Origin of the sequence: Alicyclobacillus hesperidum subsp. aegles (genome assembly GCF_027923525.1) — a bacterium.
GTDB lineage: Bacteria > Bacillota > Bacilli > Alicyclobacillales > Alicyclobacillaceae > Alicyclobacillus > Alicyclobacillus aegles.
Window position 1 is genome coordinate 145,433 of sequence record NZ_BSBJ01000006.1, and the last position, 21,524, is coordinate 166,956.

Annotated in this window: 27 protein-coding genes; 24 read left to right on the forward strand and 3 right to left on the reverse strand. The window is 53.4% G+C overall.

Annotation, left to right across the window (positions count from 1 at the left end; translation table 11 throughout):
• The first annotated feature begins 69 nt into the window (after positions 1-69).
• The 3 genes from xerD to QMF38_RS05280 all read left to right on the forward strand — a co-directional run bounded on the left by xerD (position 70) and on the right by QMF38_RS05280 (position 3,531).
• Entirely contained in the window at positions 70-951 is an 882-nt protein-coding gene (gene xerD / locus QMF38_RS05270; RefSeq protein ID WP_058094492.1) for a site-specific tyrosine recombinase XerD, read from the forward strand.
• Between the two features lie 21 nt (positions 952-972).
• Positions 973-2,151: a phosphopentomutase gene (locus QMF38_RS05275; protein WP_281758864.1), complete on the forward strand. Its 1,179-nt coding sequence runs from the start codon at positions 973-975 to the stop codon at positions 2,149-2,151.
• Positions 2,152-2,274: 123 nt separating this feature from the next.
• Positions 2,275-3,531, forward strand: a complete 1,257-nt coding sequence (locus QMF38_RS05280) for a D-alanyl-D-alanine carboxypeptidase family protein (protein ID WP_281758865.1) — start codon at positions 2,275-2,277, stop codon at positions 3,529-3,531.
• Positions 3,532-3,613: 82 nt separating this feature from the next.
• On the opposite strand, the gene QMF38_RS05285 is transcribed toward QMF38_RS05280, so the two are convergent.
• Entirely contained in the window at positions 3,614-4,930 is a 1,317-nt protein-coding gene (locus QMF38_RS05285) for a helix-turn-helix domain-containing protein (protein WP_281758866.1), read from the reverse strand.
• A gap of 164 nt (positions 4,931-5,094) precedes the next feature.
• On the opposite strand from QMF38_RS05285, the gene spoIIAA reads away from it, so the two are divergent.
• The 19 genes from spoIIAA (at position 5,095) to QMF38_RS05380 (ending at position 18,735) form a co-directional block, all read left to right on the forward strand.
• The gene (spoIIAA, locus tag QMF38_RS05290) at positions 5,095-5,445 is read left to right on the forward strand and encodes an anti-sigma F factor antagonist (protein WP_006446242.1); all 351 of its coding nucleotides are present in this window, start codon (positions 5,095-5,097) and stop codon (positions 5,443-5,445) included.
• A 5-nt stretch (positions 5,446-5,450) separates the two neighbouring features.
• The gene (gene spoIIAB, locus QMF38_RS05295) at positions 5,451-5,912 is read left to right on the forward strand and encodes an anti-sigma F factor (protein ID WP_058094487.1); all 462 of its coding nucleotides are present in this window, start codon (positions 5,451-5,453) and stop codon (positions 5,910-5,912) included.
• A gap of 15 nt (positions 5,913-5,927) precedes the next feature.
• Positions 5,928-6,683, forward strand: a complete 756-nt coding sequence (gene sigF / locus QMF38_RS05300) for an RNA polymerase sporulation sigma factor SigF (RefSeq protein ID WP_281758867.1) — start codon at positions 5,928-5,930, stop codon at positions 6,681-6,683.
• 101 nt (positions 6,684-6,784) lie between these two features.
• Complete coding sequence (gene spoVAC / locus QMF38_RS05305; protein ID WP_390854074.1) at positions 6,785-7,249, forward strand: stage V sporulation protein AC; 465 nt, start codon at positions 6,785-6,787, stop codon at positions 7,247-7,249.
• A gap of 13 nt (positions 7,250-7,262) precedes the next feature.
• A complete protein-coding gene (gene spoVAD, locus QMF38_RS05310) occupies positions 7,263-8,282 on the forward strand; it encodes a stage V sporulation protein AD (protein ID WP_281758869.1) in 1,020 nt (339 codons plus the stop codon).
• A 3-nt stretch (positions 8,283-8,285) separates the two neighbouring features.
• Positions 8,286-8,648 (forward strand): stage V sporulation protein AE, encoded by a 363-nt coding sequence (gene spoVAE / locus QMF38_RS05315; protein WP_058094484.1) that lies wholly within the window; start codon positions 8,286-8,288, stop codon positions 8,646-8,648.
• Between the two features lie 5 nt (positions 8,649-8,653).
• Entirely contained in the window at positions 8,654-9,262 is a 609-nt protein-coding gene (locus tag QMF38_RS05320) for a stage V sporulation protein AE (protein ID WP_083496047.1), read from the forward strand.
• 268 nt (positions 9,263-9,530) lie between these two features.
• Complete coding sequence (locus QMF38_RS05325; RefSeq protein WP_281758870.1) at positions 9,531-10,268, forward strand: spermidine synthase; 738 nt, start codon at positions 9,531-9,533, stop codon at positions 10,266-10,268.
• Between the two features lie 32 nt (positions 10,269-10,300).
• Positions 10,301-10,906, forward strand: a complete 606-nt coding sequence (locus QMF38_RS05330) for a site-2 protease family protein (protein ID WP_281758871.1) — start codon at positions 10,301-10,303, stop codon at positions 10,904-10,906.
• A 13-nt stretch (positions 10,907-10,919) separates the two neighbouring features.
• Positions 10,920-11,639, forward strand: a complete 720-nt coding sequence (locus tag QMF38_RS05335) for a segregation and condensation protein A (RefSeq protein ID WP_281758872.1) — start codon at positions 10,920-10,922, stop codon at positions 11,637-11,639.
• Between the two features lies 1 nt (position 11,640).
• Positions 11,641-12,201, forward strand: a complete 561-nt coding sequence (gene scpB / locus QMF38_RS05340) for an SMC-Scp complex subunit ScpB (protein WP_281758873.1) — start codon at positions 11,641-11,643, stop codon at positions 12,199-12,201.
• 69 nt (positions 12,202-12,270) lie between these two features.
• Positions 12,271-12,900 carry a DUF2953 domain-containing protein gene (locus tag QMF38_RS05345; RefSeq protein WP_281758886.1) on the forward strand — a complete coding sequence of 210 codons (630 nt, stop codon included), beginning with the start codon at positions 12,271-12,273 and terminating at the stop codon, positions 12,898-12,900.
• Between the two features lies 1 nt (position 12,901).
• A complete protein-coding gene (gene ytfJ / locus QMF38_RS05350; protein ID WP_083496046.1) occupies positions 12,902-13,324 on the forward strand; it encodes a GerW family sporulation protein in 423 nt (140 codons plus the stop codon).
• Between the two features lie 97 nt (positions 13,325-13,421).
• Positions 13,422-14,018, forward strand: a complete 597-nt coding sequence (locus tag QMF38_RS05355) for a nucleoside recognition domain-containing protein (RefSeq protein WP_281758874.1) — start codon at positions 13,422-13,424, stop codon at positions 14,016-14,018.
• On the forward strand, positions 14,018-14,563 hold the full coding sequence (locus QMF38_RS05360) for a spore maturation protein (protein ID WP_040288977.1): 546 nt from the start codon (positions 14,018-14,020) through the stop codon (positions 14,561-14,563). Before QMF38_RS05355 ends, QMF38_RS05360 begins: the two co-directional genes overlap by 1 nt.
• A 56-nt stretch (positions 14,564-14,619) precedes the next feature.
• Complete coding sequence (locus tag QMF38_RS05365; RefSeq protein WP_281758875.1) at positions 14,620-15,471, forward strand: pseudouridine synthase; 852 nt, start codon at positions 14,620-14,622, stop codon at positions 15,469-15,471.
• A gap of 61 nt (positions 15,472-15,532) precedes the next feature.
• Entirely contained in the window at positions 15,533-16,156 is a 624-nt protein-coding gene (locus QMF38_RS05370; RefSeq protein ID WP_281758876.1) for a YhcN/YlaJ family sporulation lipoprotein, read from the forward strand.
• Positions 16,157-16,267: 111 nt separating this feature from the next.
• Positions 16,268-16,972, forward strand: a complete 705-nt coding sequence (locus QMF38_RS05375) for a response regulator transcription factor (RefSeq protein ID WP_281758877.1) — start codon at positions 16,268-16,270, stop codon at positions 16,970-16,972.
• Positions 16,969-18,735, forward strand: coding sequence for an ATP-binding protein (locus QMF38_RS05380; protein WP_281758878.1), 1,767 nt, complete (start codon positions 16,969-16,971; stop codon positions 18,733-18,735). Before QMF38_RS05375 ends, QMF38_RS05380 begins: the two co-directional genes overlap by 4 nt.
• A 249-nt stretch (positions 18,736-18,984) precedes the next feature.
• Here QMF38_RS05380 and QMF38_RS05385 read toward each other — a convergent pair whose 3' ends face one another.
• A complete protein-coding gene (locus QMF38_RS05385) occupies positions 18,985-19,404 on the reverse strand; it encodes a helix-turn-helix domain-containing protein (protein WP_058094473.1) in 420 nt (139 codons plus the stop codon).
• A 118-nt stretch (positions 19,405-19,522) separates the two neighbouring features.
• Here QMF38_RS05385 and QMF38_RS05390 point away from each other — a divergent pair, with 118 nt between their 5' ends.
• Entirely contained in the window at positions 19,523-20,203 is a 681-nt protein-coding gene (locus QMF38_RS05390; protein ID WP_281758879.1) for an SIR2 family NAD-dependent protein deacylase, read from the forward strand.
• A gap of 213 nt (positions 20,204-20,416) precedes the next feature.
• Positions 20,417-20,794, forward strand: coding sequence for a hypothetical protein (locus QMF38_RS05395; protein WP_058094471.1), 378 nt, complete (start codon positions 20,417-20,419; stop codon positions 20,792-20,794).
• Between the two features lie 18 nt (positions 20,795-20,812).
• Here QMF38_RS05395 and QMF38_RS05400 read toward each other — a convergent pair whose 3' ends face one another.
• Positions 20,813-21,484 carry a PrsW family glutamic-type intramembrane protease gene (locus QMF38_RS05400; RefSeq protein WP_281758880.1) on the reverse strand — a complete coding sequence of 224 codons (672 nt, stop codon included), beginning with the start codon at positions 21,482-21,484 and terminating at the stop codon, positions 20,813-20,815.
• Positions 21,485-21,524: the final 40 nt, after the last annotated feature.

Sequence of the window (21,524 nt, forward strand, 5' to 3'; positions counted from 1 at the left end):
GCAGGACTTTCAGTTCGGATCGTGGAATACTCCAATGCGTGTAGTTTTGAACGGCAAAGGAGCGTTCTTATGGACGAGTGGATTCGGCAGTTTATGGAACATCTTCGCGTGGAGCGAGGTTTGTCCGTCAACACACTCGACTCGTATGAGCGCGACTTGCGTGCCTTTCATGCATTCTTAAACGAACGCGGATGTCGCTGGGGAGACGTGGAAAGGCACCACATCAACGCATACTTAGCTCATCTGCATGCGCGAGGTCGAGCGAGTTCAACGTTGTCGCGCAATTTGGCGAGCATTCGCTCGTTTTTTCACTTTCTTGTACGTGAGGATCTTCTTGAGCGGGACCCAACGCGACATGTGGAAACGCCACGAACTGAAAAGCGGTTGCCGCGCGTATTAGCGCCGGAAGACGTGGATCGTCTGCTGCGTGCACCAGACCCTAGTGGCCCGACTGGACTTCGCGATATAGCGATGTTGGAGCTGCTGTACGCCACAGGCATCCGCGTGAGTGAGCTCGTCTCACTACGCTGTGAAGACGTTCATCTTGCCGCAGGTTTTTTGCGATGTTTTGGCAAGGGCGGCAAAGAACGTGTTATTCCCATTGGGGAGTACGCCTTGCGAGCGCTTCTTTTATATCTTGAGCATGCTCGCCCTACTCTGGTTCGTGCTGGTGAGACTGCGCTATTTGTCAATCATCATGGCACGCAAATGTCCAGGCAGGGATTCTGGAAAATTATTAAGAAGTATGCGCGTGAAGCAGGCATCGTATCGGACATTACGCCCCACACGCTGCGGCATTCATTTGCGACACATCTTTTGGAGCGCGGCGCCGACTTGCGGGCAGTACAGGAGATGCTCGGGCATGCTGACATCTCGACGACGCAAATTTATACGCATGTGACAAAGACGCGCATGAAGCAAGTGTACGCATCTGCTCATCCACGTTCTTAAGTGTTTTAGGAAGGAGATGTCATGTTGGCATCGCGACGCTGTATTTGGATTGTCCTTGACAGTTGTGGGATTGGCGCCGCACCGGACGCGTCATCGTACGGTGAACCTGACGCTATGAGCAATACCATCGTTCACGTCGCCGAGGCCGTGGGCGGCCTGGTTGCTCCCAACTTGGCGCGCCTGGGTTTGGGGCGGATCGATCGCGTGCCAGGCGTGTCGGCCGCTGCGGCGACAGGCGCATACGGCACAATGGTGGAACGCTCAGCGGGAAAGGATACGACCAACGGGCACCTCGAATTCGTCGGTGTCGTTTTGTCCGAGCCGATGCCCACGTACCTAAATGGATTTCCTCCCGAGATTATAGAGCCGTTTGAGCGGTATGTTGGCAAACCTGTGCTTGCGAACAAGCCGGCCTCAGGCACCGTCGTGATCGACGAGTATGGCCGTCTTCATATGCAGACGGGTCGTCCAATCGTCTATACGTCGGCAGATAGCGTGTTTCAGGTCGCTGCTCATGAAGGGATCGTACCCGTCGACACGTTGTACGACTGGTGTGCGTATGCGCGTTCTATCCTGACGGGACGGCATGCGGTCGGGCGCGTGATCGCTCGTCCGTTCATTGGTGAGCCTGGCCATTTTGTGCGTACGGATCGCCGCCGCGATTTCTCTCTACATTTTGGCGACACGGTGTTGAACGCTGTCGAGCAAGCTGGGTACCCTGTCATCGGGATCGGAAAGATTGGGGACATTTATGGTGGATCGGGCATTACCACGAGTATTCATACGCACGACAACGACGATGCGATGCGCGTCGTTCTGGAGCAGATGCAAGTCGTCCAAGAAGGTCTCATTTACGCGAATTTAGTGGACTTTGATGCGAAGTATGGACACCGCAATGACCCGGTCGGGTTTGCGCGAGCCATCGAAGCATTCGATCATTCATTGGGCTCTTTGTTCGCCACCATGCGGCCGCAGGATTTGCTCATTGTGACGGCAGATCACGGATGTGATCCCACGGTTCCTGGTACGGATCACACTCGAGAGCGCGTTCCGCTGCTCGTTTGGCACACGCGAATGTCCTCCCCCATCGATTTAGGCATACGTTCTACTTTCGCCGATATCGGTGCGACGGTTGCTGCGTTCTTTGGCGTGGAAGCGCCACCTGTAGGCGTTTCGTTCCTCGATTTGCTCGACTGCTGAACAGAATTTTGGACATCGTGCGGAGACTGTGGGGGAGCGGCCAGCGCGGGCGTGTAGATGCGTGGTTCTCTGCACAAAATAACCCCGATTCGATTCGAAACCGAACGAAAAGGGGGTTGCAGGATGAAACGGCACTCCAAACATATGCACAAGGCCGTCGCCGCAACCGCGTTGCTGGCGACTCTCGCCGGGCCATGTGCACCCATGGTGTACGCGGATGCAACTTCGAAACTTAGTTCTGTCGTCCCGGTTAAGGAAATACCGGAAACTCCCGTACCAGAATCGGGGTCGTCTATCGATCTCGCCAAACAAGCGCGTTCTGCTGTGCTCATGGACGCGACAACAGGAAAAGTGTTGTACGCCAAGGACGCACACGAACGGCTTCCCATGGCGAGCATCACGAAGATCATGACCCTTCTTCTCATCTTTGAAGCCATCGATTCAGGAAAACTCAAGTGGACCGATTCGGTTAAGGTCAGTGAACACGCGGCGAGCATGGGTGGGTCACAAATTTTCCTCGAACCCGAAGAAAGCATGACCGTCCGCGATATGGTCAAAGGCATTGCCGTCGCTTCTGCGAACGACGCATGCGTGGCGATGGCGGAGCATCTGGATGGCAGTGAAGAAGCCTTTGTCGCTCGCATGAATGAGCGTGCCAAACAGCTTGGCATGACCGATACGCACTTTTCAAATTGTAATGGGCTTCCTGTTGCAAACCATTATTCGAGTGCACACGATATTGCGGTGATGTCGCGCGCGCTGTTGGCACATCCGGAAGTGACGTCCTTTACATCCATCTACAGCGACTATCTGCGCAAGGATACCGATCACCCACTTTGGCTAGTCAACACCAATAAACTGGTGCGTTTTTACGATGGTGTCGACGGGTTGAAAACGGGGTACACACAGGAAGCTAAATATTGCTTATCGGCGACTGCCAAGCGCGAAGGATTTCGCGTGATCGCGGTGGTCATGGGCGAGCCCAAGCCTGCGGTGCGCAACGCAGAAGTCAGCGGTATGCTCAACTGGGCGTTCGCCCATTACACGACCGTCTCCGTATTTCCGAAGGGGCAAGTTGTGGGTAAGGCAAAGGTCTTAAAGGGTAAACGGGATACGGTGGAAGCCGTCACGCAACAACCTGTCGCCTTTGTTACGGAAAAGGGAATGCGCAAGCCCTACACGACAGAGGTACTTCTCGACAAGGTCAAGGCGCCAGTGCATGCGGGAACCGTGGTCGGCAAGGTCGTTGTGCGCTCGGGAGGACAGACGGTCGCACAAGTGCCTTTGGTGGCCAAGGAGTCCGTGGACAAGGCGAATTTCTTCCAGGGTTTTGCGAAAACCGTCAAAAAAGTCGTCACCTTTGGTCACGCCGAGTCATGACGATCTCGTGTCGAAATTGCAACTCGTTCGCTCGACTCCTATCGACAACGTGTCGAGCGAACGAGTTTTTTGCTGATGAATCTTATTGTCTTGGAAATATCCAAAATGTGAACGGCGCTATCTCTCGTTCTTGGTTTTCGTCGGCGGAGATTGTTTGTCCCGCTTGTGTTTGACAGAACTTGATCAGCTCTGCGTCAGCTCCAAGTTGGTGTAGAACCTCGCACTTTAAGCGGACATAGTCCGTGGGCAACGACGTTGTATCATCTTTGCAGCAGCCTTCCAATCGATCCAATTCAGCATACGCGTTCACAAGATCCTGAAGTTGTAAGAATATCTTGATACGCAACGTTCGCAACGCGACCTCCGCACGTCTGTCAAGACGTTTCGACGTAAGCGCGATTTCGGTGTGTTCAATCCCCTCGTGCAGCCGTTCGAACTGCAAGCAGAGTTGAGCGAGTTCGTGGTGTATAGCGGTCCGAAGTAAGCTGTCATGCGGATTTACACGTGCACGAAGCTCTTGCAGATAAGTGTAGGCCTCATCGTAGCGGTTCGCCATACGCAGAATGAGGCCACGATTGATCCGGCAGCGCATGGCGTTGCCATTGTTCTGTAAGCTTTCGTGTTCTTCTACGGCTCGCTCACAGTAAACTAAAGCGTCGTCAAATTCGCCCAGGTAGGTCGACGAACACGCTAGACCATGGTAGATCGTTGCGAAGTCAACACGGCTCGAATATCTGTGTGTGAGTTCGAGCAGTTCGAGATAAATCTCCTTGGCCTTTGCAAAATGACTCCATTGCAGGTAAAGTCGCGCCAAACTGAGCCCTACTTTGATTGACATGGAGGAGTAATGTTCCACATGAGTGCGGAGGATTTCGCGAGCACGTTCTAAGTACGCGATCGCCACATCGTCGTGACCTAGTTTCCGGTGCGCCAACGCACCATGGTAATATCCGCTCACCACGACCGAAACTTCCGAGCGGTTGCATCCCAACTCGACGAGCGACTCATACATATTGGCTGCTCGTTCGTACTCCTCAAGTCGGAAGTAACAGGTGGCTACATCCATATAGATGGAGTCTGGACGAAATTGTGGCGCCAGTGGCCAACTCAGGGATTGGAACAAGTCGATAGCCTCGCGGTAATTCCCTGCCTCCATGTGTTCTTTTGCTGACCGATAGCACTGCAGTTCGTCCGATTTTTCAATGAACTCAGATTCAAAATAATTGAGTTCGACACCAAGACGATTGGCGAGTTGTTCAAGCAATTGTGGTGACGGTGTTGCTCGGTCACTTTCAATTTGACTAATCATACTTGGCGTTGAAATTCCACGGGCCAGTTGTAGTTGAGTTAAACCGCGTTGCTTGCGCAAAGCCCGCATTTTTCTTCCGAGGGTTTCCATAAAGCTACCTCCACGACCGCTTTTGTCCATTTTACTACGTAGAAGTTTAGCTTGAAATGGGAGAATTGTCGAAAACGCAAGAATCACAACTACTTTTGTCAACGTGCAGGAATTGACCGTTTGAAGCGTGAATTTCTTGGCCAGATCGCTGATATGGAGGGAGAATGACAGTGCCGGTAGAGACGAGATACGAGCAAGGTGTCTTGGTCATTGGACTCAAAGGTGAGTTGGACCACCATGCTGTGGAACAAATTCGGGATAGAATCGAACAGCAGTTGGAGGAACATGGGTATCGGGGCTTAGTGATGTCGTTTCGCAACATCGACTTCATGGACAGTTCGGGGTTAGGGCTGATTCTTGGCAGATATCGTACTGTCATGGAACATGGCGGTAAGATGGCGCTTTGTGAAGTAAGTGCGCCGTTGCGGAGATTGTTTGAGATGTCAGGCCTGTTAAAAATACTGCCGGTGTATGAATCTGAGGAAGCTGCGATGGCAGCCATTCTGGGAGCGTGATATATATGGATCGCATCGCTGAGGATGTCCGCCTTGACAATTACCTGCGTCTGCAGTTCCCAAGTAGGTCGGAAAACGAATCGTTGGCCCGGGTTGCCGTTGCGTCTTTTGTTGCAGCATTGGATCCAACGATGGAAGAGTTGACAGAATTAAAGACGGCTGTTTCGGAGGCGGTCACAAATGCCATTATTCACGGCTACCAGGAGGGTGACGGAGAAGTCACCGTCGAGTGTGCGTTATTTGAACACACGGTGCGCGTGGTCATCGAGGACCATGGCGTAGGTATCCCTGATATTGAAATGGCCAAACAGCCCATGTATACATCGCGTCCTGAACTGGAGCGATCCGGGATGGGCATGACCATCATGGAGACATTTGTCGACTCGATGGAAATTGTCTCTGAAGTGGGGGAAGGAACTCGCGTCACGCTCGTTAAAACGTTTCGAACCGCCCCTGACGTCATGTAAGGGGGCTGTCTCGCGATGGACTATGCGAAAGAGTCGTCTTTGAAACATCAGAAGCTCTCCGATGACGAGGTACGCAAGCTGCTTGAGTTGAGCCATGAGGGCGATACAGAGGCACGCGACAAGTTGATCGTACATAATCAAAGGCTCGTGTGGGCGGTTGTACAACGCTTTTTGGGCCGCGGGTACGAGGCGGATGATCTTTTTCAAATCGGTTGCATTGGCCTGATGAAGGCGGTCGATAAGTTCGACTTGTCTTATGACGTGAAGTTTTCCACGTATGCCGTCCCCATGATCATCGGCGAAATCCAACGATTTTTGCGCGATGACAGCACGGTCAAGGTGAGTCGCAGCCTTAAGGAGACGGCAAAACAAATACGACACGTGCGCGATCGGCTCTCCAAAGAACTTGGTCGGCAACCTCACATTACCGAGGTCGCAGAAGCTATGGGCATGGAGCCTTCCGAGATCGTCTTTGCGCAGGAGGCGCTGCGGGCACCCGCATCGATTCATGAAACGGTGTACGAAAATGACGGCGATCCGATTTATCTGATGGATCAAATTGCCGACGAAGAGACGGATGGGAACTTTGATAAAGTCGAGCTTCATGAAATTATTGGGCGTTTGCCCGAACGAGAGCGCTTCATTGTGTACATGCGCTTCTTTCGCGACAAGACGCAAAGCGACGTCGCCCGTGTCTTGGGAATTTCGCAAGTTCAAGTGTCTCGGCTTGAGAAACGCATTTTACAGCACATCAAGAAGGAACTGGAGTGACGGGTTGGAAACTCAGTGGATAATTGCAAAGCCGCCGTTGGCGGCTTTTTTCATTTGCACTGGGTATCCTATCGTCGATCAAACGAACGCTTGTGGGAGGGATGTGCGTGTCGCTGGTCACAAAAGAGGATCGCCTTCGTTATCAAGAATTGGTAAAACGCGAGCGACCTGCTCGCCGGATTGTACGCAACACCTTACGGGCGTTTATCGTGGGTGGTCTGATTTGCGAACTCGGACAGGTCATCCAAACGCTGTTTATCCGCTACGGACACTTCAAGCCCACAGAAGCTGGCAACCCTACCGTCGCAGTACTCATCTTCCTCGCGGCCTGCTTCACCGCTTTTGGCGTGTACGATCGATTTGCGCAGTGGGCCGGAGCGGGGTCCGCTGTGCCTGTCACAGGATTCTCCAACACGATGACTTCAGCCGCCATGGAACATAGAAGCGAAGGGCTTGTTGCAGGTATCGGTGGCAACATGTTCAAGGTGTCCGGCCCGGTGATTGTCTATGGGGTCGTGAGTGCCTTCTTTATCGCACTCATTCGTTATATCATCGAGCACCTGTAAGGAGGATGAGGACATGGCGCGTCTGGGGCGATCCACGTGGGATTTGCAACAAAATCCGGTATACGTCGCCGGCGTTGGTACGGTTGCCGGTCAGGTCGAAGCGCAAGGACCGCTGGGACAAGATTTTGATATTCGTCTTGACAACGACCGCATCGACGACGACACGTGGGAGCATTCAGAACAGCGAATGTTTTCGCAAGCGGTACAGACTGCAATGGAGAAAGCAAATGTGACGAGCGAAGACATTGACGTTCTAGTCGGGGGCGACCTCAACGCTCAGTTGACGGGATTCTACTTTGGTACGCGCGCCTTTATGCGGCCTGCCTTGGGGGTGTATAGCGCCTGTGCTTCGATTTGTGAGTCGTTGGCGCTTGGTGCCTTGATCGTTCACACTGGTCACGCACAGCGGGCGATTGTCGGGACGTCCAGTCATACCAGCACGGCAGAGCGTCAATTTCGCTACCCGACGGAGTACGGCGCACAAAAGCCACCGACAGCGCAACGGACCGTGACAGGGGCTGGAGCCGCAGTTCTTTCTCGCGCATCGAGCACCATTCAACTGACTCACGCGACGATTGGCAGTGTTGTCGACTACGGTATCAAGTCGCCCTGGGAAATGGGTGCCGCCATGGCACCAGCCGCTTGCGATACCCTTTTGCAACATCTGCGCGACACAGGGCGTACGTTTGCCGATTACGATCTGGTGGTCACCGGAGACCTTGGCCACATCGGTTTGCGGCTGTTGCGTAAGCTTTTGACAGAACGCGGTATAAACCCTGAACCAGAGCGCTTAAACGACTGTGGGGCGTTGATTTACGACGCGAAGCAGCCTGAAGTCTTTTCTGGTGGAAGTGGCGGAGCCTGCTGTACCATCGTCACGTTTGGGCATCTCTTTAAACGACTTCTCGACGGTACCTACAAACGGATTCTGGTCAGTGCTACGGGTGCCTTGCTATCGACGGTCAGCGCCCAGCAAAGCGACACCATTCCTGGCATTTCCCACGCGATCGCGTTCGAACGAAAGGATGTGTAAGCCATGCCAACTTGGTCGACGTTTCTTTGGGCGTTTCTCGTCGGAGGTGCCATCTGTGCCGTCGGGCAAATTCTGATGGATTCGACGCGAATGACGCCTGGACATGTGATGTCTATATTGGTCGTGGCTGGGGCAGTGGCCGACGGGTTAGGACTTTACGATCCGCTCATTAAATTTGCGGGTGCGGGTGCGACAGTCCCTATCACCAGTTTTGGCAATGCGCTTGTCCACGGGGCCATGCTCGAAGCGCAGACACACGGCTGGATTGGTGTCATTACTGGCATTTTTGAGGTAACCAGCGCAGGCATCTCGGCTGCAATCGTCTTCGCCTTTTTGGCGGCCATGTTTGCTAAACCCAAAGGGTGAGTGTCATGTCACATGCAAATAGCGGCAAAGGGGGATGCAAGCGGAGGGTCATTGTCGTCACCGATGGCGATCACATGGCTTTACGTGCGCTCAAAATGGCGGCACGACGTACGGGCTGCCAGGTGATTGCAGAGAGTGCCGGCAATCCGACGCCAGCGACAGGCATCCAACTGGTCGACTGGATCCGCCAGTCTGCAGGCGATCCTGTCATTGTCATGCTCGACGATAACGGCAACAAGCACGAGTCAGGCGGCGAGTCGGCGTTAAGCGTGCTCTTGCACCACCCTGACATCGAGGTCATTGGAGCCCTCGCCGTCGCCTCTAAAACGACAGATGTCGAAGGTGCGGCGGTGGATTTTAGCATCGACCGGTTTGGCAACCGGGTGGAACGGGCAGTCGATAAGGACGGTTTTGAATTGAACTCCTACATCGTCGAAGGGGACACGGTCGATATTCTGCGGCGACTTGACGCGCCCGTCGTCATTGGCATCGGAGACATCGGCAAGATGCAAGGGCGCGATGCTCCGCAACGTGGCTCTCCTGTCACCACCTCCGCAATCGAATGGGTGTTGATGTTGGCACACAATCATCGACAAGAGCGCCCACAAGAATGACCCTGCCATAGCATATCGTGCAGAAGAAAGGTGGAGGTGAGAGCCGTCATGCTCAGCATGTTGATGTTCCTTCCCCGGCTATTCCGCTATTTCGGCATGTTTCAGACATTTGTGGGGATCGTTCGCCCTGTTTGGCCGTTTCTTTCACGGTTCTGGTCACGTCAGCCAGCGACAGCGACAGCCTGACGTCGTTCCGTTATACTAATTGCAGACTGATTGCGATTGGGGATGACGTGCGATTTCAGAACTATTTTCTGGACCTGGTTCGGTGCACGATTGGATAGAAGTCATCGAAGACGGGCGCGTGCGCCAAATGCGATTTGGAAAGCGGGGCGGGTGGCAGGGAGCGGTCGATCTCGCCCGGCCCGACCGGCCGGTTTTCCCTTATCAACGTGCGTTTCGGGGACTTGTTCAAACACGACCTCAGTTATCTTCGTTTTTATCAATAGGTGTGGGTGCAGGTACAAGTCTGTACCATGTTCGTAAGGCACATCCAAACTGTCAGCTCCACGGAGTCGAGATCGACGAAACGGTCCTTGGGCTCGCCATCGAGTACTTTCAAGCGCCAACACACAAGGAGGCCGACTACTGGGTGGGTGACGGCTTCGCGTTCGTGCGCTCGGAGATGGCCGGAATATACGATCTCATTTTCGTCGATGCCTACCTCAAAACGCGCATATACCAGCCAGCCCTGGCCACTGAGGTGTGGGATTGGTTGCGTGCCGTTTTGCAACCGTCAGGGATCATCGTCTACAACATCATCGCATCCCATTATCGGGCTGGACAGTTGCGAGCGTTTGTCAGGGAAGGTGCCGAACGCTTCGTATCGATCGTCGATCTGCCTGTGGGCGTGCCGTGGACGAGCCAAAATCGCCTGCTCATTGTCAGTGACAAACCCAATCTTGCCGGCGAATTAAAAGAGGCTCTCCTGTACACGGATGCCGCTTTCGTAGAGCGTAGCCTGTGGCGTGCTCGTCTGCGTGACTTGCGCGGGGCTGTGCTATAATTCGTCTATCGATCGCGGCGGGAGGTTTCGCTTTGTTCGCTCAATGGTCGTCGCCAACCTGGATTTTGCGCGTTTTACTGGTACTTGCGAGTCTCGTTCTTCATGAATTTGCCCACGCTTTGGCAGCTGATCTTCAAGGAGATAAAACGGCTCGCCACGAGGGACGGCTGACCTTGAATCCACTCGTTCACCTTGAGTGGACAGGTGTCATCGCCATGCTCATCGCGCCAATTGGCTGGGCGCGCCCTGTACCCATCCAACCCGCACACTTTCGCCATCGGCGCCTTGGCGTGATCGTCACGGCCGCCGCCGGGCCATGTTCCAACCTCGTGATCGCAGCGGCGAGCTATGGCGTGTTGCGGGCGATGCAACCGTACACATACGGAATTTTGGGCACGGTACTTGGCATGCTCTTTGAGATCAATATTGCGCTGTTCGTGCTGAACATAATTCCCATCCCGCCGCTTGATGGCTCGCGCATCTTATACGAACTGTTGCCGTATCGGCAGGCAGCTGTGTACAGTCGAATTGAACCTTACGGGCCGTGGATTCTGCTGTTCATTTTCCTTGTGCCACCGTTGAACGCCGCATTTTCCGATCTCGTGTATCTGCTCATGTCTTGGTTTTACGGGACGTGAGGGGGTGTGTGCCATGTCTTACGAAGTTCGCCTGGCTCAGTTTGAAGGCCCACTGGATCTGTTGCTACACCTGATCCGCAAGCACGAGGTCGACATTTATGATATTCCGATAGCATCCATTACGGATCAATATATGGAGTATCTGCACGAGATGGAAACTTGGTCTCTGGAAATCGCCAGTGAGTTTTTGGTGATGGCTGCAACGCTTTTATCTATCAAATCGCGGATGCTTCTGCCGCGCACGCGTACCAACGACGAAGAGGAAGTCGAGGACCCGCGCGCTCCTCTTGTCGAGCAATTATTAGAATATGAGCGCTGCAAATGGGCAGCTGCTCAACTGTCGACGATGGCCGCCAATCGTGCCGAGGTTTATTCCCGGCAACCGATGGATTTGCATCCGTTTCGCACGCGTGAAGTACCTCCTTTATCCGGCGTGACACTTTGGGATTTGGTGGACGCCTTTCGCAAGTTGTACTTGCGTTTACCGCCTAGTGAGCGCGTCGCCGAAATTCGGGGTCATGTTGAGCGCGTCGAAAACGTTATGGAAGAAATCGTGGAAAGAATGCGCCGCTACCGGATGACGGAGTTTGCCGTGTTATTTCAGGGAGCGCGCACGCGCCCAGCGCTCGTGACGGCGTTTCTTGCCGTTCTTGAACTGATTAAAGATGGCCGCTTGGCGTGCCGCCAAACAGAACCTTTTGGTCCACTTGAGCTGATTTGGGTAGGGGATTGATATGCACCTGTTGTCCGCATTGGAAGCCGTCTTGTTTGCAGTCGGAAGCGACGGTTTAGAAACGAGGGACATCGCCTCCATTCTCGGTGTTTCCCCGGGCGAGGCGGAGAGTCTATGCCTACAGTTGCGGGCACAACTTGACGAGCGCGCGGCTGGGATCGCCGTGCAACAAGTCGCCGACACGTGGCAATTGGTCACTCGCCCTGAATACGCTGATTATCTCAAGCGGATGGCGCAAACGCCGATGCAAAGCACATTGTCGACCGCGGCGCTCGAGGTGCTCGCAGTCGTGGCCTACAAGCAACCCATCACACGCGCGGAAATCGACGAAATTCGCGGCGTGCAGTCGGATCGCGCCTTGGCGACATTGGTGCACCGCCAACTTGTCGCAGAGGTCGGTCGTCAGGATGCCCCAGGTAGGCCCATCCTCTATGGCACAACAAGCGAGTTTCTACGCCAATTCGGTCTTCGTTCGCTCGACGAACTGCCCCCCTTGCCAGAAGATTTAGGGCGCGAAGGCGTCTCGCTGTTCCAACTGCCATCCGACATCGCTCGTGACTGACAGGTTAAGTATAGGAGTGCTGGAAGGTACGCATAATGTCATCGACACGAAAGAGGTGGCGTGCGTACCATGTGGCTGCTCCTCATTGTATTGGCACTGCTTGTACTCGTCTTTTTGTTCCTTTGCCTTCCTGTTGAAATTTCGCTTGCGTATGAGCGCGTGCATGCGGACGACAGCGCGTCTATTGAAATTCGAACACTGCTTGGTCTGGTTCGCGTGCGGCGCGAGTTGACGAAACTGGAAGCGACGCAGACCGAGGGCGGACCGGCCGTCGTTGCGCATGGCAAAGCAGGGCACGATGGCCCAACCGACGAGGGAGGGGTTTCGACGGCAGATGTTCCCCGGCGCTGGGATCAAATTCGTGAGTTCGTCGCGTTTATCAAGCGTGCTCTGCACATCGCCAAAAACACGTCCCCGCACATTCACATCTACAATCTACGTGTCGAAGCCCACGTAGGGGTCAACGACTCGGTGCAAACGGGCATGCTTGTAGGCACCATGTATGCAGCGATCAGCACGTTTCTTGGTTGGCTCAGTCACCAGTGCAAGTTTGTCGATCGCCCGTATATTCAAGTACGTCCCGCCTTTCATCAGACTCTGTTTCATCTGCGAACGCAAAGCATATTGCGGATACGAATGGGGTACGTTATCAGCGCAGGAATCCGGCTGCTTGTAGCCTGGAAAAGGAGGGCTTTTTGACGTGGAGCACCCAATCCAAGGATTGATGCAAACGGCGATGGCCAACATTCGGGAAATGGTCGACGTCAACACGATCATCGGCGACCCCGTGGAGACCCCTGACGGGACTGTCATTTTACCAGTCTCAAAAGTGGGGTTTGGCTTTGCGGCTGGCGGTAGCGAGTTTGAAGGCGGCGACGGGGGATCCGGCCAGGGGGGTGAACACCCGTTTGGCGGAGGTTCTGGCGGCGGTGTTTCGATCACGCCAATCGGCTTCCTCATTGTACACGGAAACAATGTGAGGTTACTTTCAACCGACAATCAAAACCAGTTGTATGACCGGTTGATCGATATGGCTCCCAGCGTGATCGAGCGCATTCAACAGTTGTTTGCAGGCGGCGGTGGACAGGCAAACAAGCAACAGAGCCAGCCTCCTGTGATGTGATACAGAGTTCCGGCTTTGGCTCTGCGTGAGTGTTATCTGGGCCAAAGTCGGCATACCCTGTACGGACAAGGTGTTGTCCGACGGGGGTGTTTCCTGCGTGATCGACTTTATTTGGCTCACTTTGTTTCTCTCAGGCATCGTCACAGCTATGTTTACAGGCCATATGTCGCACGTCGCAAACGCCATATTAAAAGGGGCGGAAAGCGGCGTGCAGTTGTCGATTGGACTGATTAGCGCGATTGCGCTGTGGCTGGGTCTCATGAAGATTGCGGAGCAGGCCGGTGCGGTGGGGTGGTTATCCGCCCGCTTGCGACCTGTGGCGCGTTTTTTGTTTCCGTCCGTGCCGCCGGACCATCCGGCTATGGGTGCAATTCTCGCAAACATGAGTGCCAACTTGCTTGGTATTGGCAATGCAGCCACACCGCTCGGTCTACAGGCGATGCGCGAGTTGCAGACACTCAATCCCGACAAAGAGACTGCCAGTGACGCCATGTGTACGCTATTGGCAGTCAATACGGCGAGTATCACGCTGATTCCAACGACCGTGATCGCCATGCGCATGCAATATCATTCGGCGCATCCGACTGCGGTCGTCGGTACCACGCTCATCGCATCGGCCATCGGAACGGTCGCCGCGATCGCGCTGGATCGCATGTACCGTGCAATTGATCGGCGACGGCGGGGGAGAGCGTGATGCAGCAGGCAATTTCGGCAATTAGCGAATGGATGTTGCCACTGCTCGTTGGTGTCATTTTGCTTCATGGCATCGTTAAACGCGTGCCCATTTACAGCGCGTTCGTCGACGGTGCGAAAGGTGGTTTTGGCACGGCAGTTCGTTTGATCCCGCATTTGATCGCGATGGTTGTGGCGGTCAGCGTGTTTCGGGCATCAGGTGCCATGGACTTGCTCGTCAAATGTTTACATCCCGTACTCAATTGGTTGCACATTCCTGCTGAGGTTGCCCCTATGGGCATTCTCCGTCCCATCAGTGGCCAAGGTAGTCTAGCGATGATGATCGACATTTTTCAGAAGCATGGTCCAGACTCGTGGCTTGGCATGCTGGCATCGACGATGCAAGCTTCTTCGGATACAACGTTATATATTTTAACTGTTTATTTTGGCAGTGTGGGCATCAGCCGCTTTCGGTATGCGCTGAAAGTAGGTTTACTCAGCGACTTCATCAGTGTCCTTGCATCCGTGTTCGCCGTATCGCTCTTTTCTGGTATGATACACTTCTGATACATCGCGGGATGTTTTGAAGACATCTACATAGGGCGGCAGACGGGAGTATAAGCATGGAACGACTGCAAAAAATTTTGGCACACGCCGGCGTCGCATCTCGACGCAAGTGTGAGTCTTTGATTGCAGATGGCCGGGTAAGCGTCGATGGAAAAACAGTGACCGAGCTTGGTTACAAAGTCGACCCCGCTCGTCAAGTGATCGCCGTCGACGGTAAGCCAATTCGCCTCGAAGCAAAGGTTATTATTCTGCTGAACAAGCCGACGGCTTACGTGTCGACGGTGTCCGACCCGGAAGGGCGACGGACGGTTATGTCTCTTTTGCCGAAAATCGAAGAGAGGCTCTATCCCATTGGCCGGCTCGATTATGATACGAGCGGGCTCTTGCTGTTCACTAACGATGGCGCATTGACCGAGCGCTTGTTGCATCCTTCTCATCATGTCGAGAAGGTTTATCGGGTCACGGTGCAAGGTCGAGTGAACAAAGAGGCCCGTCAATTGTTGCAGCAAGGTGTTGAACTTGACGACGGGCTAACGGCACCTGCAGTCGTCGAGGTGTTACGGCAAGGGGAAGAGTCCGTTGTTCATTTGACGATTCACGAAGGGCGTAATCGTCAGGTTCGCCGCATGTTCGAAGCGCTCGGCTTACCGGTGAAGCGGCTCAAGCGAATCGCGTTTGGCCCTATCGCACTCGGCCACTTAAAGACGGGTGAGTGGCGCATGCTTGAGCCTGATGAATGGAAGGCGTTATATCGGAGTGTCGATCTGACGGCGCCGCCATACGTAAAGCCGACATTTCTTGATTCACCACGCCCGAAGCGCGATTCTCGACGCGGTGGTGCGCAGGCGCGCAAGGCGACATCTGCAACAGGAGCGCGGAGGAAGGGCAACACGACTGGCTTTCGGTGAAATTCGCTGCGTATGTTCCTTCGTCTAGGCCACATGCTAAGGGCGGAGGAGGTGTTGCCAAGTGAAACGTGTTGTACGTATGGTAGCAGTTGGTTTGGTTGCACTGTCCGTCGCCGGTTGTGGTACAGGCAAAAACGCAGCGCAAACAGGTACTGATGTGCTGAATGCGACGCGCCAAGCCGGCAACGCGGTGACAAACGCCACAGACCGAGCCGGACAGATAGCGGACAAGGGCGCGCGCGATCTCGCGAATGGCGCGGCGACGGCAACTCGTCGAGCAGGACAGGCTGCCGCAGACATTGGCAATCGCGTGCCGGGCGTCCCGGCCAACCCTCAGCATGCAAATGCTGTGCACATGCAAATTGCTCAAAAGATCTCCGATGATCTTGTGCGGGCCGGCTATGCCAAACAGGCCGTGACGTTTGTCGCTGGCGACACGGCTTATGTTGCACTGCAGCAAGCCCACCCGGCAACGACCAACCAGGGACTGAAGGATAAACAGGCCATCAGTCATCGCGTACGTCGCATGAATCCGCAAATCCGCACAGTGTACGTAAGCGCTAACCCAGACGTTTATGCGCGTTTCCAAAGTTTTTCGAAAGACCTAGCTGCAGGTCGACCGGTAGATGCTGTCTGGAACAACTTTCGGACCTCTGTTAGCCGGATGTTTCCGACTCAATCCTAAACAGTCGATCCGTCGGTTGCAGGGCTTTAAGCGCTCTGCGATCGGCGGATCGTTGTTGACGAGATCTTCTGGCCTTATAATGGACAGAAAGACAGGGACGGAGGTCGCAAGATGCCACAACCACGTATTCTGGTCGTTGACGACGAAGAGCGCATACGGCGATTGGTTCGGATGTATTTGGAACGCAGCGGATTCTCTGTTGCGGAAGCGGAAGATGGCAATGAGGCTGTGGACAAGGCGCTGTCCGAGCCGTACTCGCTGATCGTTTTGGATCTGATGTTGCCAGGAATGGACGGGCGCGATGTGTGTACGCAAATTCGACAACACAGCAACGTGCCCATCATTATGTTGACGGCTGCGGGCGATGAGTCGAACCGGATACACGGATTCGAACTTGGCGCAGATGACTATGTTGTCAAACCGTTTAGTCCTCGTGAATTGGTGATGCGCATCAAGGCATTGCTGAAACGAACGGGAGAAGTGGATTACGCTCGTAACGACTTAAACCAGACGCTTACGTTTCCCGGGTTGTCCATCCAGATTGATGCCCGCCGCGTGGAAGTGGATGGCAATGAGGTGAGCTTGACCCCAAAAGAGTTTGATCTCTTGGTCTATATAGCACAGCGTCCTGACAAAGTGTTTAGCCGCGAAGAGTTGTTGCGCGATGTCTGGAACTATCAGTTCTACGGAGATCAGCGCACGGTCGATACGCATATCAAGCGACTCCGAGAAAAACTTGGACAAGTGTCGCATAGCGTCAGCCAATACATCGTCACGGTATGGGGCGTCGGTTACAAGTTCGAGGTGGCCTCGTGATTCGCAACAGTGTTGTCGCGAAGCTGTGGCTGACCATCGTAGGCATGGTGTTCGTCATTCAAGCTCTGTTGTCCGTGCTTTTGCAACAGGTATTTAACAAGTACATTGTCCAGCGAGAAGTTGAAACCTTGACCCAACTCGCCACCTCAATCCAGTCCGTGTTGACATCTAATTCCGATCGCGGTGTCAAGGAACGAGTTGCGAGCGATCTCGCACGCAATGTGGAGCGAGCGGAGATTAAGTATGGAATTCCTTATACAAAAAATCCCACATTGCTTCGAGCATACCGCAGTTTGACACCGTCGCAAAAATCCCAATTCAACGATGGCGAGCCGGTAGCTGTGCATCGCGTGGGGAACCAGTCCAATGAGTTGGCTGTCTATGTCAAGCTTCCGGATGCCGGGGCGTCGCCCGGTATGCTGGTAGTCACACAGCAGATGAGCGTTCTCGATGAACCTGCGCATGAGATGCGCAACTTAGTCATTTTTGATACGGTTTTGGGTGTTATCCTCGCGACAGGCTTCGCTTTTGTCATTTCGAACAACCTATCACGGCCGCTGTTGCAAATGAATCGCGCGGCGGAGCAAATGGCCCGTGGACACTATCGGCAACGAGTCAAAGTCGTAACCAATGACGAAGTCGGCAGGTTAGGCCATACCTTTAACGCACTGGCGGAGGAGTTGTCCGCAACCATCGAACAACTTTCGATGGAGAGAGAAGGGCTACAGCGCATCTTGTCTTCGCTCGAGGATGGTGTTGTTGCAACGGACATGCAAGGCCGTGTGGTCCTTGCCAATCCTCCGGCAAGGAGAAGGTTGCGCATGCTATCGGTTGCCGAGCAAGGCGTGGTCAATGAACAACTATTGCCGGATCGATTGATGAAGCTGTTTGCTCGGGTTACCCAAGAACAGGAACCGGTCTTCCGCGAAGATACGTGGGAAGGTCGCACGATGGCCATCACGATGCTTCCTTTGTACGAGGCAGATGCTACGACGATGCGGGGAACGTTATGCGTATTGCGAGATGTGACGGAAGAGCGCAGGCTAGACCGCTTGCGCAAGGATTTTATTGCAAACGTGTCACACGAGTTACGTACTCCTCTGAGTATGATGCAAGGGTATACAGAAGCACTTCTGGATGATATCTCGGACGATCCGGCCATGCGTCACGAGCTCACCGAGATCATTCACGATGAAACGCTCCGTATGAAACGGTTGGTCAACGACTTGCTCAACTTGGCACAGTTAGAAAGTGGACAATTCCAGATGAATATTCATCATATCGATTTGGTGCAACTGATCCGGCGTACAGCACGGAAATTTCAGGCTCTGGCCTCTGACTATGGATTGGCGTTCAAGTTGTCTACGCAGGACGAACCGGTATGGATTGAGGCGGACGAAGACAGGCTTGAACAGGTCTTTACAAACCTGTTGGACAATGCTTTCCGCCACACAGCGGAAGGCACGATTTCTTTTGCGTCGGATATTCGCAACGGCTACGCATACATTCGGGTTTCCGATACGGGAGCAGGCATTCCTGAAGAAGATTTACCGTATATTTTCGAGCGGTTTTATAAGGCGGATAAAGCGAGAACGCGTTCTCGATCTGGTACAGGTCTCGGCTTGGCGATTGCGAGACAAATTGTGCTGGAACACCATGGTGACATATTGGTTGAAAGCCGGTTCGGCGAGGGTACAACGTTCACAGTTGTTTTACCCATCAGCACCGATTCAGAGCAACGTCAATCCGACGAGTGGGAGTGAATCAGCGTTGGCCTGGATATATTATTATCGATTGGTTGATACTCGTTTTCAAGCGGACTGCCTTGCAGCCCGCTTGGAAGAGGGAGTATGGTGGATGCCAAAGCGTCCGCCCAGGTTCATCGGTGTCTTCCAAACGCAGCGTGGACGCTATGGCGTCAAGGTTCTTTGGGACTAATGTGTCCCTTGCGATGGGGTGGAACAAGTACCTGAAAAATCGGATGGGACGGCGATAGTACCCGCACCGTTTTGTCACGGTTTGCGGTTCTCTTTGTCAGAGTTCATCAGGCATTTTCGTTGTGCCAATAATTCGATAACGACGCGTAAAAATGATGCCTCTGCTTCGGATAGCGTAGCCATTCGCTGGGCTGCTTCTAGGTAGGGCATGGCCGACTCATTCAAAATAAAGTTTTGCATGGAGAGCGGCAATTCATCCGGCGAGTTGCGCATGTTTGGTGTTCTGTACGCCGTATGGGGATCACATAGAACATGCAACGGTACGCCCAGTGCCGCGGCCAATCGCTGGGCATAGTCCAACGATGGGTGACGCTTGTCGCGTTCAATCGACGAGATGTGCGGTGTCGAAATTCCCGAACGCATAGACAACTCCTGTTGTGACCACGATCTGCTCTGTCGAATGGCTCGAACACGGCTCCCAAAAGAATCCTTCATGTAAATCCTCCTAACAATTAGTGAATCATGCTCACGGTGTAAATATATAGGCTGAGCGTGCATATGTAAATACAATACTGGAAATAATCTATAAAATTTTGTATAGGTGCGCGATGAAATGGTTTTTTACTGTAACGGTAATATCCTGGATACCTTAAAACGCATCGATATGTCACGGTTTTGCAGATCCCAATTAGTGGCCATTACAGGTGCAGGCATTAGTGTGGAAAGTGGTTTACCTGTTGGAACCGGCTCCGTTATGGGTGTTTCGCTTGACGACTTTTTTCGACGGGATATTTGGCTGGATGATCCTCACTCAGCTTATGATGCCTATCGTCACATGCTGTCGACATGGCGGAGTGCTTCTCCCAATGCCGCACATTTGGCATTAGCACACGCGGGCGTGCGCATTGTCACCCAAAATGTCGATGGCCTTCATCGTGATGCTGGTAGTCAAAGCGTAATTGAATTACATGGCAATTTGCGGGAATTGCGGTGTGATGTATGTAGCTCGCTTTTCACCGCCAAGTTGGCCTTTCGGGAAGCGGTTCCACGATGCCCAACGTGTGCGGGAAGACTATTCCCTGGGGTTGTGTTTGAGGGTGAACAGGTACGCCACATCGCGAGGGCGACGGAATGGGTTGCAGATGCGCGCTGTGTCCTCGTTGTGGGCACAGAAATGAATATGGATCCTGTTCGCAGGTTACGAGAAGTGGGGGTGCGAGCTGGTGCGGACATCATTTGGGTTTTGGATGACGCGGAGGCATGGGTTTGCGCATTGGTAGATGCGTGTCGTTAAAGTTCGTGCAAAATCGCGAATTTTCTACAGGAACTAGGGCCCGTCCTATTTCTTTCTCGACTTTTGTCATGTATAATGAGAACAGACTTTCCCATATCCTTATGCGCAAATCGCCCCCTAATCAGGTTGGTTTACCACAGGGGGCGTTTTGCATGGGAACATATTGGAGATGGCAGGTACGCCGTCTGCGAGAAAAAGTAGAGGGATGGACGGTTGACAGAGCGGATAGCGCATTATGCGCTTGTATTCGACAATAGCCGTAAAGCAAAATCGGTTCGGCAATTATATGACGTGCTACGCGCTCGCGCACAGCAAGAGGATCTACTAGACGTTGCGGTGTTCGGTGAGGTAATCGGACGGGATGGCGTGCGCGTAAGGGAGCCAGATCGCTACAAAGTGTTAAACCTTCGTCTTCAAGATGAGCACATGAGCCCTTATTTCCGTACATCCATGAATTTATTTCAAATGCTGATGCTGGATGAAAGTATAGAGATGTCTATCTTTCGTGCCGAGAGGGCCTGGCTCTTTGAATTTCATGGCGTCGCTACTGGACCGGTGCCGTTTGGACAGAACGGGTTTGATTTACGCTAGGCACCCGTTGCAGGTGTGCTAGCTGTTGCGAAGGTGTACTGTCCTACGCCGTGTGGCGCCGACATTTCGTAAAATTTTTGCAGATATTTCGGCGAGAACGAGAAGCAATACGGCCAAGATAATGTCGGCCCACAAGGTGGAGGCCAGCGCAAACGTGTCGTAGGTTCCGTGAGCAAGCGCTGGCAGCAAATATGCGAAAGCTTTGTTCTTGCCGTCAAACTTAGTTTTAGCGAATCGATATCCCATGATGATTGCAAACATGAAGTGAGCTGGCACGGCTGTGACCGAGCGTACGATGGCCGTTAGAAAGCCAGAACTTGTCACATATAAGATATTCTCGACGGTTGCAAAACCAAGTCCGATTGCAGCCGCATAGACGATACAATCGACACGGCCTTGGATAAGACTGCTGTGAAGGACTGTGCGGTCAAAAATCGAGGCCTTGAGAAATTCCTCAATCATCCCAGCAATAAAAAAGGCCGTAATAATCCGTCCCTCGAGACCTCCTTGTTGAAAGCCAGGGCTATCCATTGTCATTCGCTCGATGAGCCCTGCTGGAAAGACGATGGCGGCCCCGAGGAGGAACAGTCGTATTATTTGCCGCTTGGGTTCGGGGTGGAGTTGATCGCGCGTGTAAATAAAGATCAACAAAAACAAGCCCGGAATGACGGCGAGTGCAACATACAACATTGGGCCCACTCCTTGTCGGAAATTGTGCCCGTAGTTTGGC

Excerpts from the sequence above, each read along its gene's own strand:
- scpB (WP_281758873.1), top strand. The coding sequence starts at position 11,641 with ATGCACCTGTTGTCCGCATTGGAAGCCGTCTTGTTTGCAGTCGGAAGC.
- QMF38_RS05365 (WP_281758875.1), top strand. The coding sequence starts at position 14,620 with ATGGAACGACTGCAAAAAATTTTGGCACACGCCGGCGTCGCATCTCGA.
- QMF38_RS05345 (WP_281758886.1), top strand. The coding sequence starts at position 12,271 with ATGTGGCTGCTCCTCATTGTATTGGCACTGCTTGTACTCGTCTTTTTG.
- QMF38_RS05385 (WP_058094473.1), bottom strand. The coding sequence starts at position 19,404 with ATGAAGGATTCTTTTGGGAGCCGTGTTCGAGCCATTCGACAGAGCAGA.
- QMF38_RS05280 (WP_281758865.1), top strand. The coding sequence starts at position 2,275 with ATGAAACGGCACTCCAAACATATGCACAAGGCCGTCGCCGCAACCGCG.
- QMF38_RS05320 (WP_083496047.1), top strand. The coding sequence starts at position 8,654 with ATGTCACATGCAAATAGCGGCAAAGGGGGATGCAAGCGGAGGGTCATT.
- spoIIAB (WP_058094487.1), top strand. The coding sequence starts at position 5,451 with ATGGATCGCATCGCTGAGGATGTCCGCCTTGACAATTACCTGCGTCTG.
- QMF38_RS05400 (WP_281758880.1), bottom strand. The coding sequence starts at position 21,484 with ATGTTGTATGTTGCACTCGCCGTCATTCCGGGCTTGTTTTTGTTGATC.
- spoVAD (WP_281758869.1), top strand. The coding sequence starts at position 7,263 with ATGGCGCGTCTGGGGCGATCCACGTGGGATTTGCAACAAAATCCGGTA.
- spoVAE (WP_058094484.1), top strand. The coding sequence starts at position 8,286 with ATGCCAACTTGGTCGACGTTTCTTTGGGCGTTTCTCGTCGGAGGTGCC.
- xerD (WP_058094492.1), top strand. The coding sequence starts at position 70 with ATGGACGAGTGGATTCGGCAGTTTATGGAACATCTTCGCGTGGAGCGA.
- QMF38_RS05375 (WP_281758877.1), top strand. The coding sequence starts at position 16,268 with ATGCCACAACCACGTATTCTGGTCGTTGACGACGAAGAGCGCATACGG.
- QMF38_RS05360 (WP_040288977.1), top strand. The coding sequence starts at position 14,018 with ATGCAGCAGGCAATTTCGGCAATTAGCGAATGGATGTTGCCACTGCTC.
- QMF38_RS05275 (WP_281758864.1), top strand. The coding sequence starts at position 973 with ATGTTGGCATCGCGACGCTGTATTTGGATTGTCCTTGACAGTTGTGGG.
- QMF38_RS05390 (WP_281758879.1), top strand. The coding sequence starts at position 19,523 with ATGGTTTTTTACTGTAACGGTAATATCCTGGATACCTTAAAACGCATC.
- QMF38_RS05335 (WP_281758872.1), top strand. The coding sequence starts at position 10,920 with ATGTCTTACGAAGTTCGCCTGGCTCAGTTTGAAGGCCCACTGGATCTG.
- spoIIAA (WP_006446242.1), top strand. The coding sequence starts at position 5,095 with ATGACAGTGCCGGTAGAGACGAGATACGAGCAAGGTGTCTTGGTCATT.
- sigF (WP_281758867.1), top strand. The coding sequence starts at position 5,928 with ATGGACTATGCGAAAGAGTCGTCTTTGAAACATCAGAAGCTCTCCGAT.
- QMF38_RS05285 (WP_281758866.1), bottom strand. The coding sequence starts at position 4,930 with ATGGAAACCCTCGGAAGAAAAATGCGGGCTTTGCGCAAGCAACGCGGT.
- spoVAC (WP_390854074.1), top strand. The coding sequence starts at position 6,785 with ATGTGCGTGTCGCTGGTCACAAAAGAGGATCGCCTTCGTTATCAAGAA.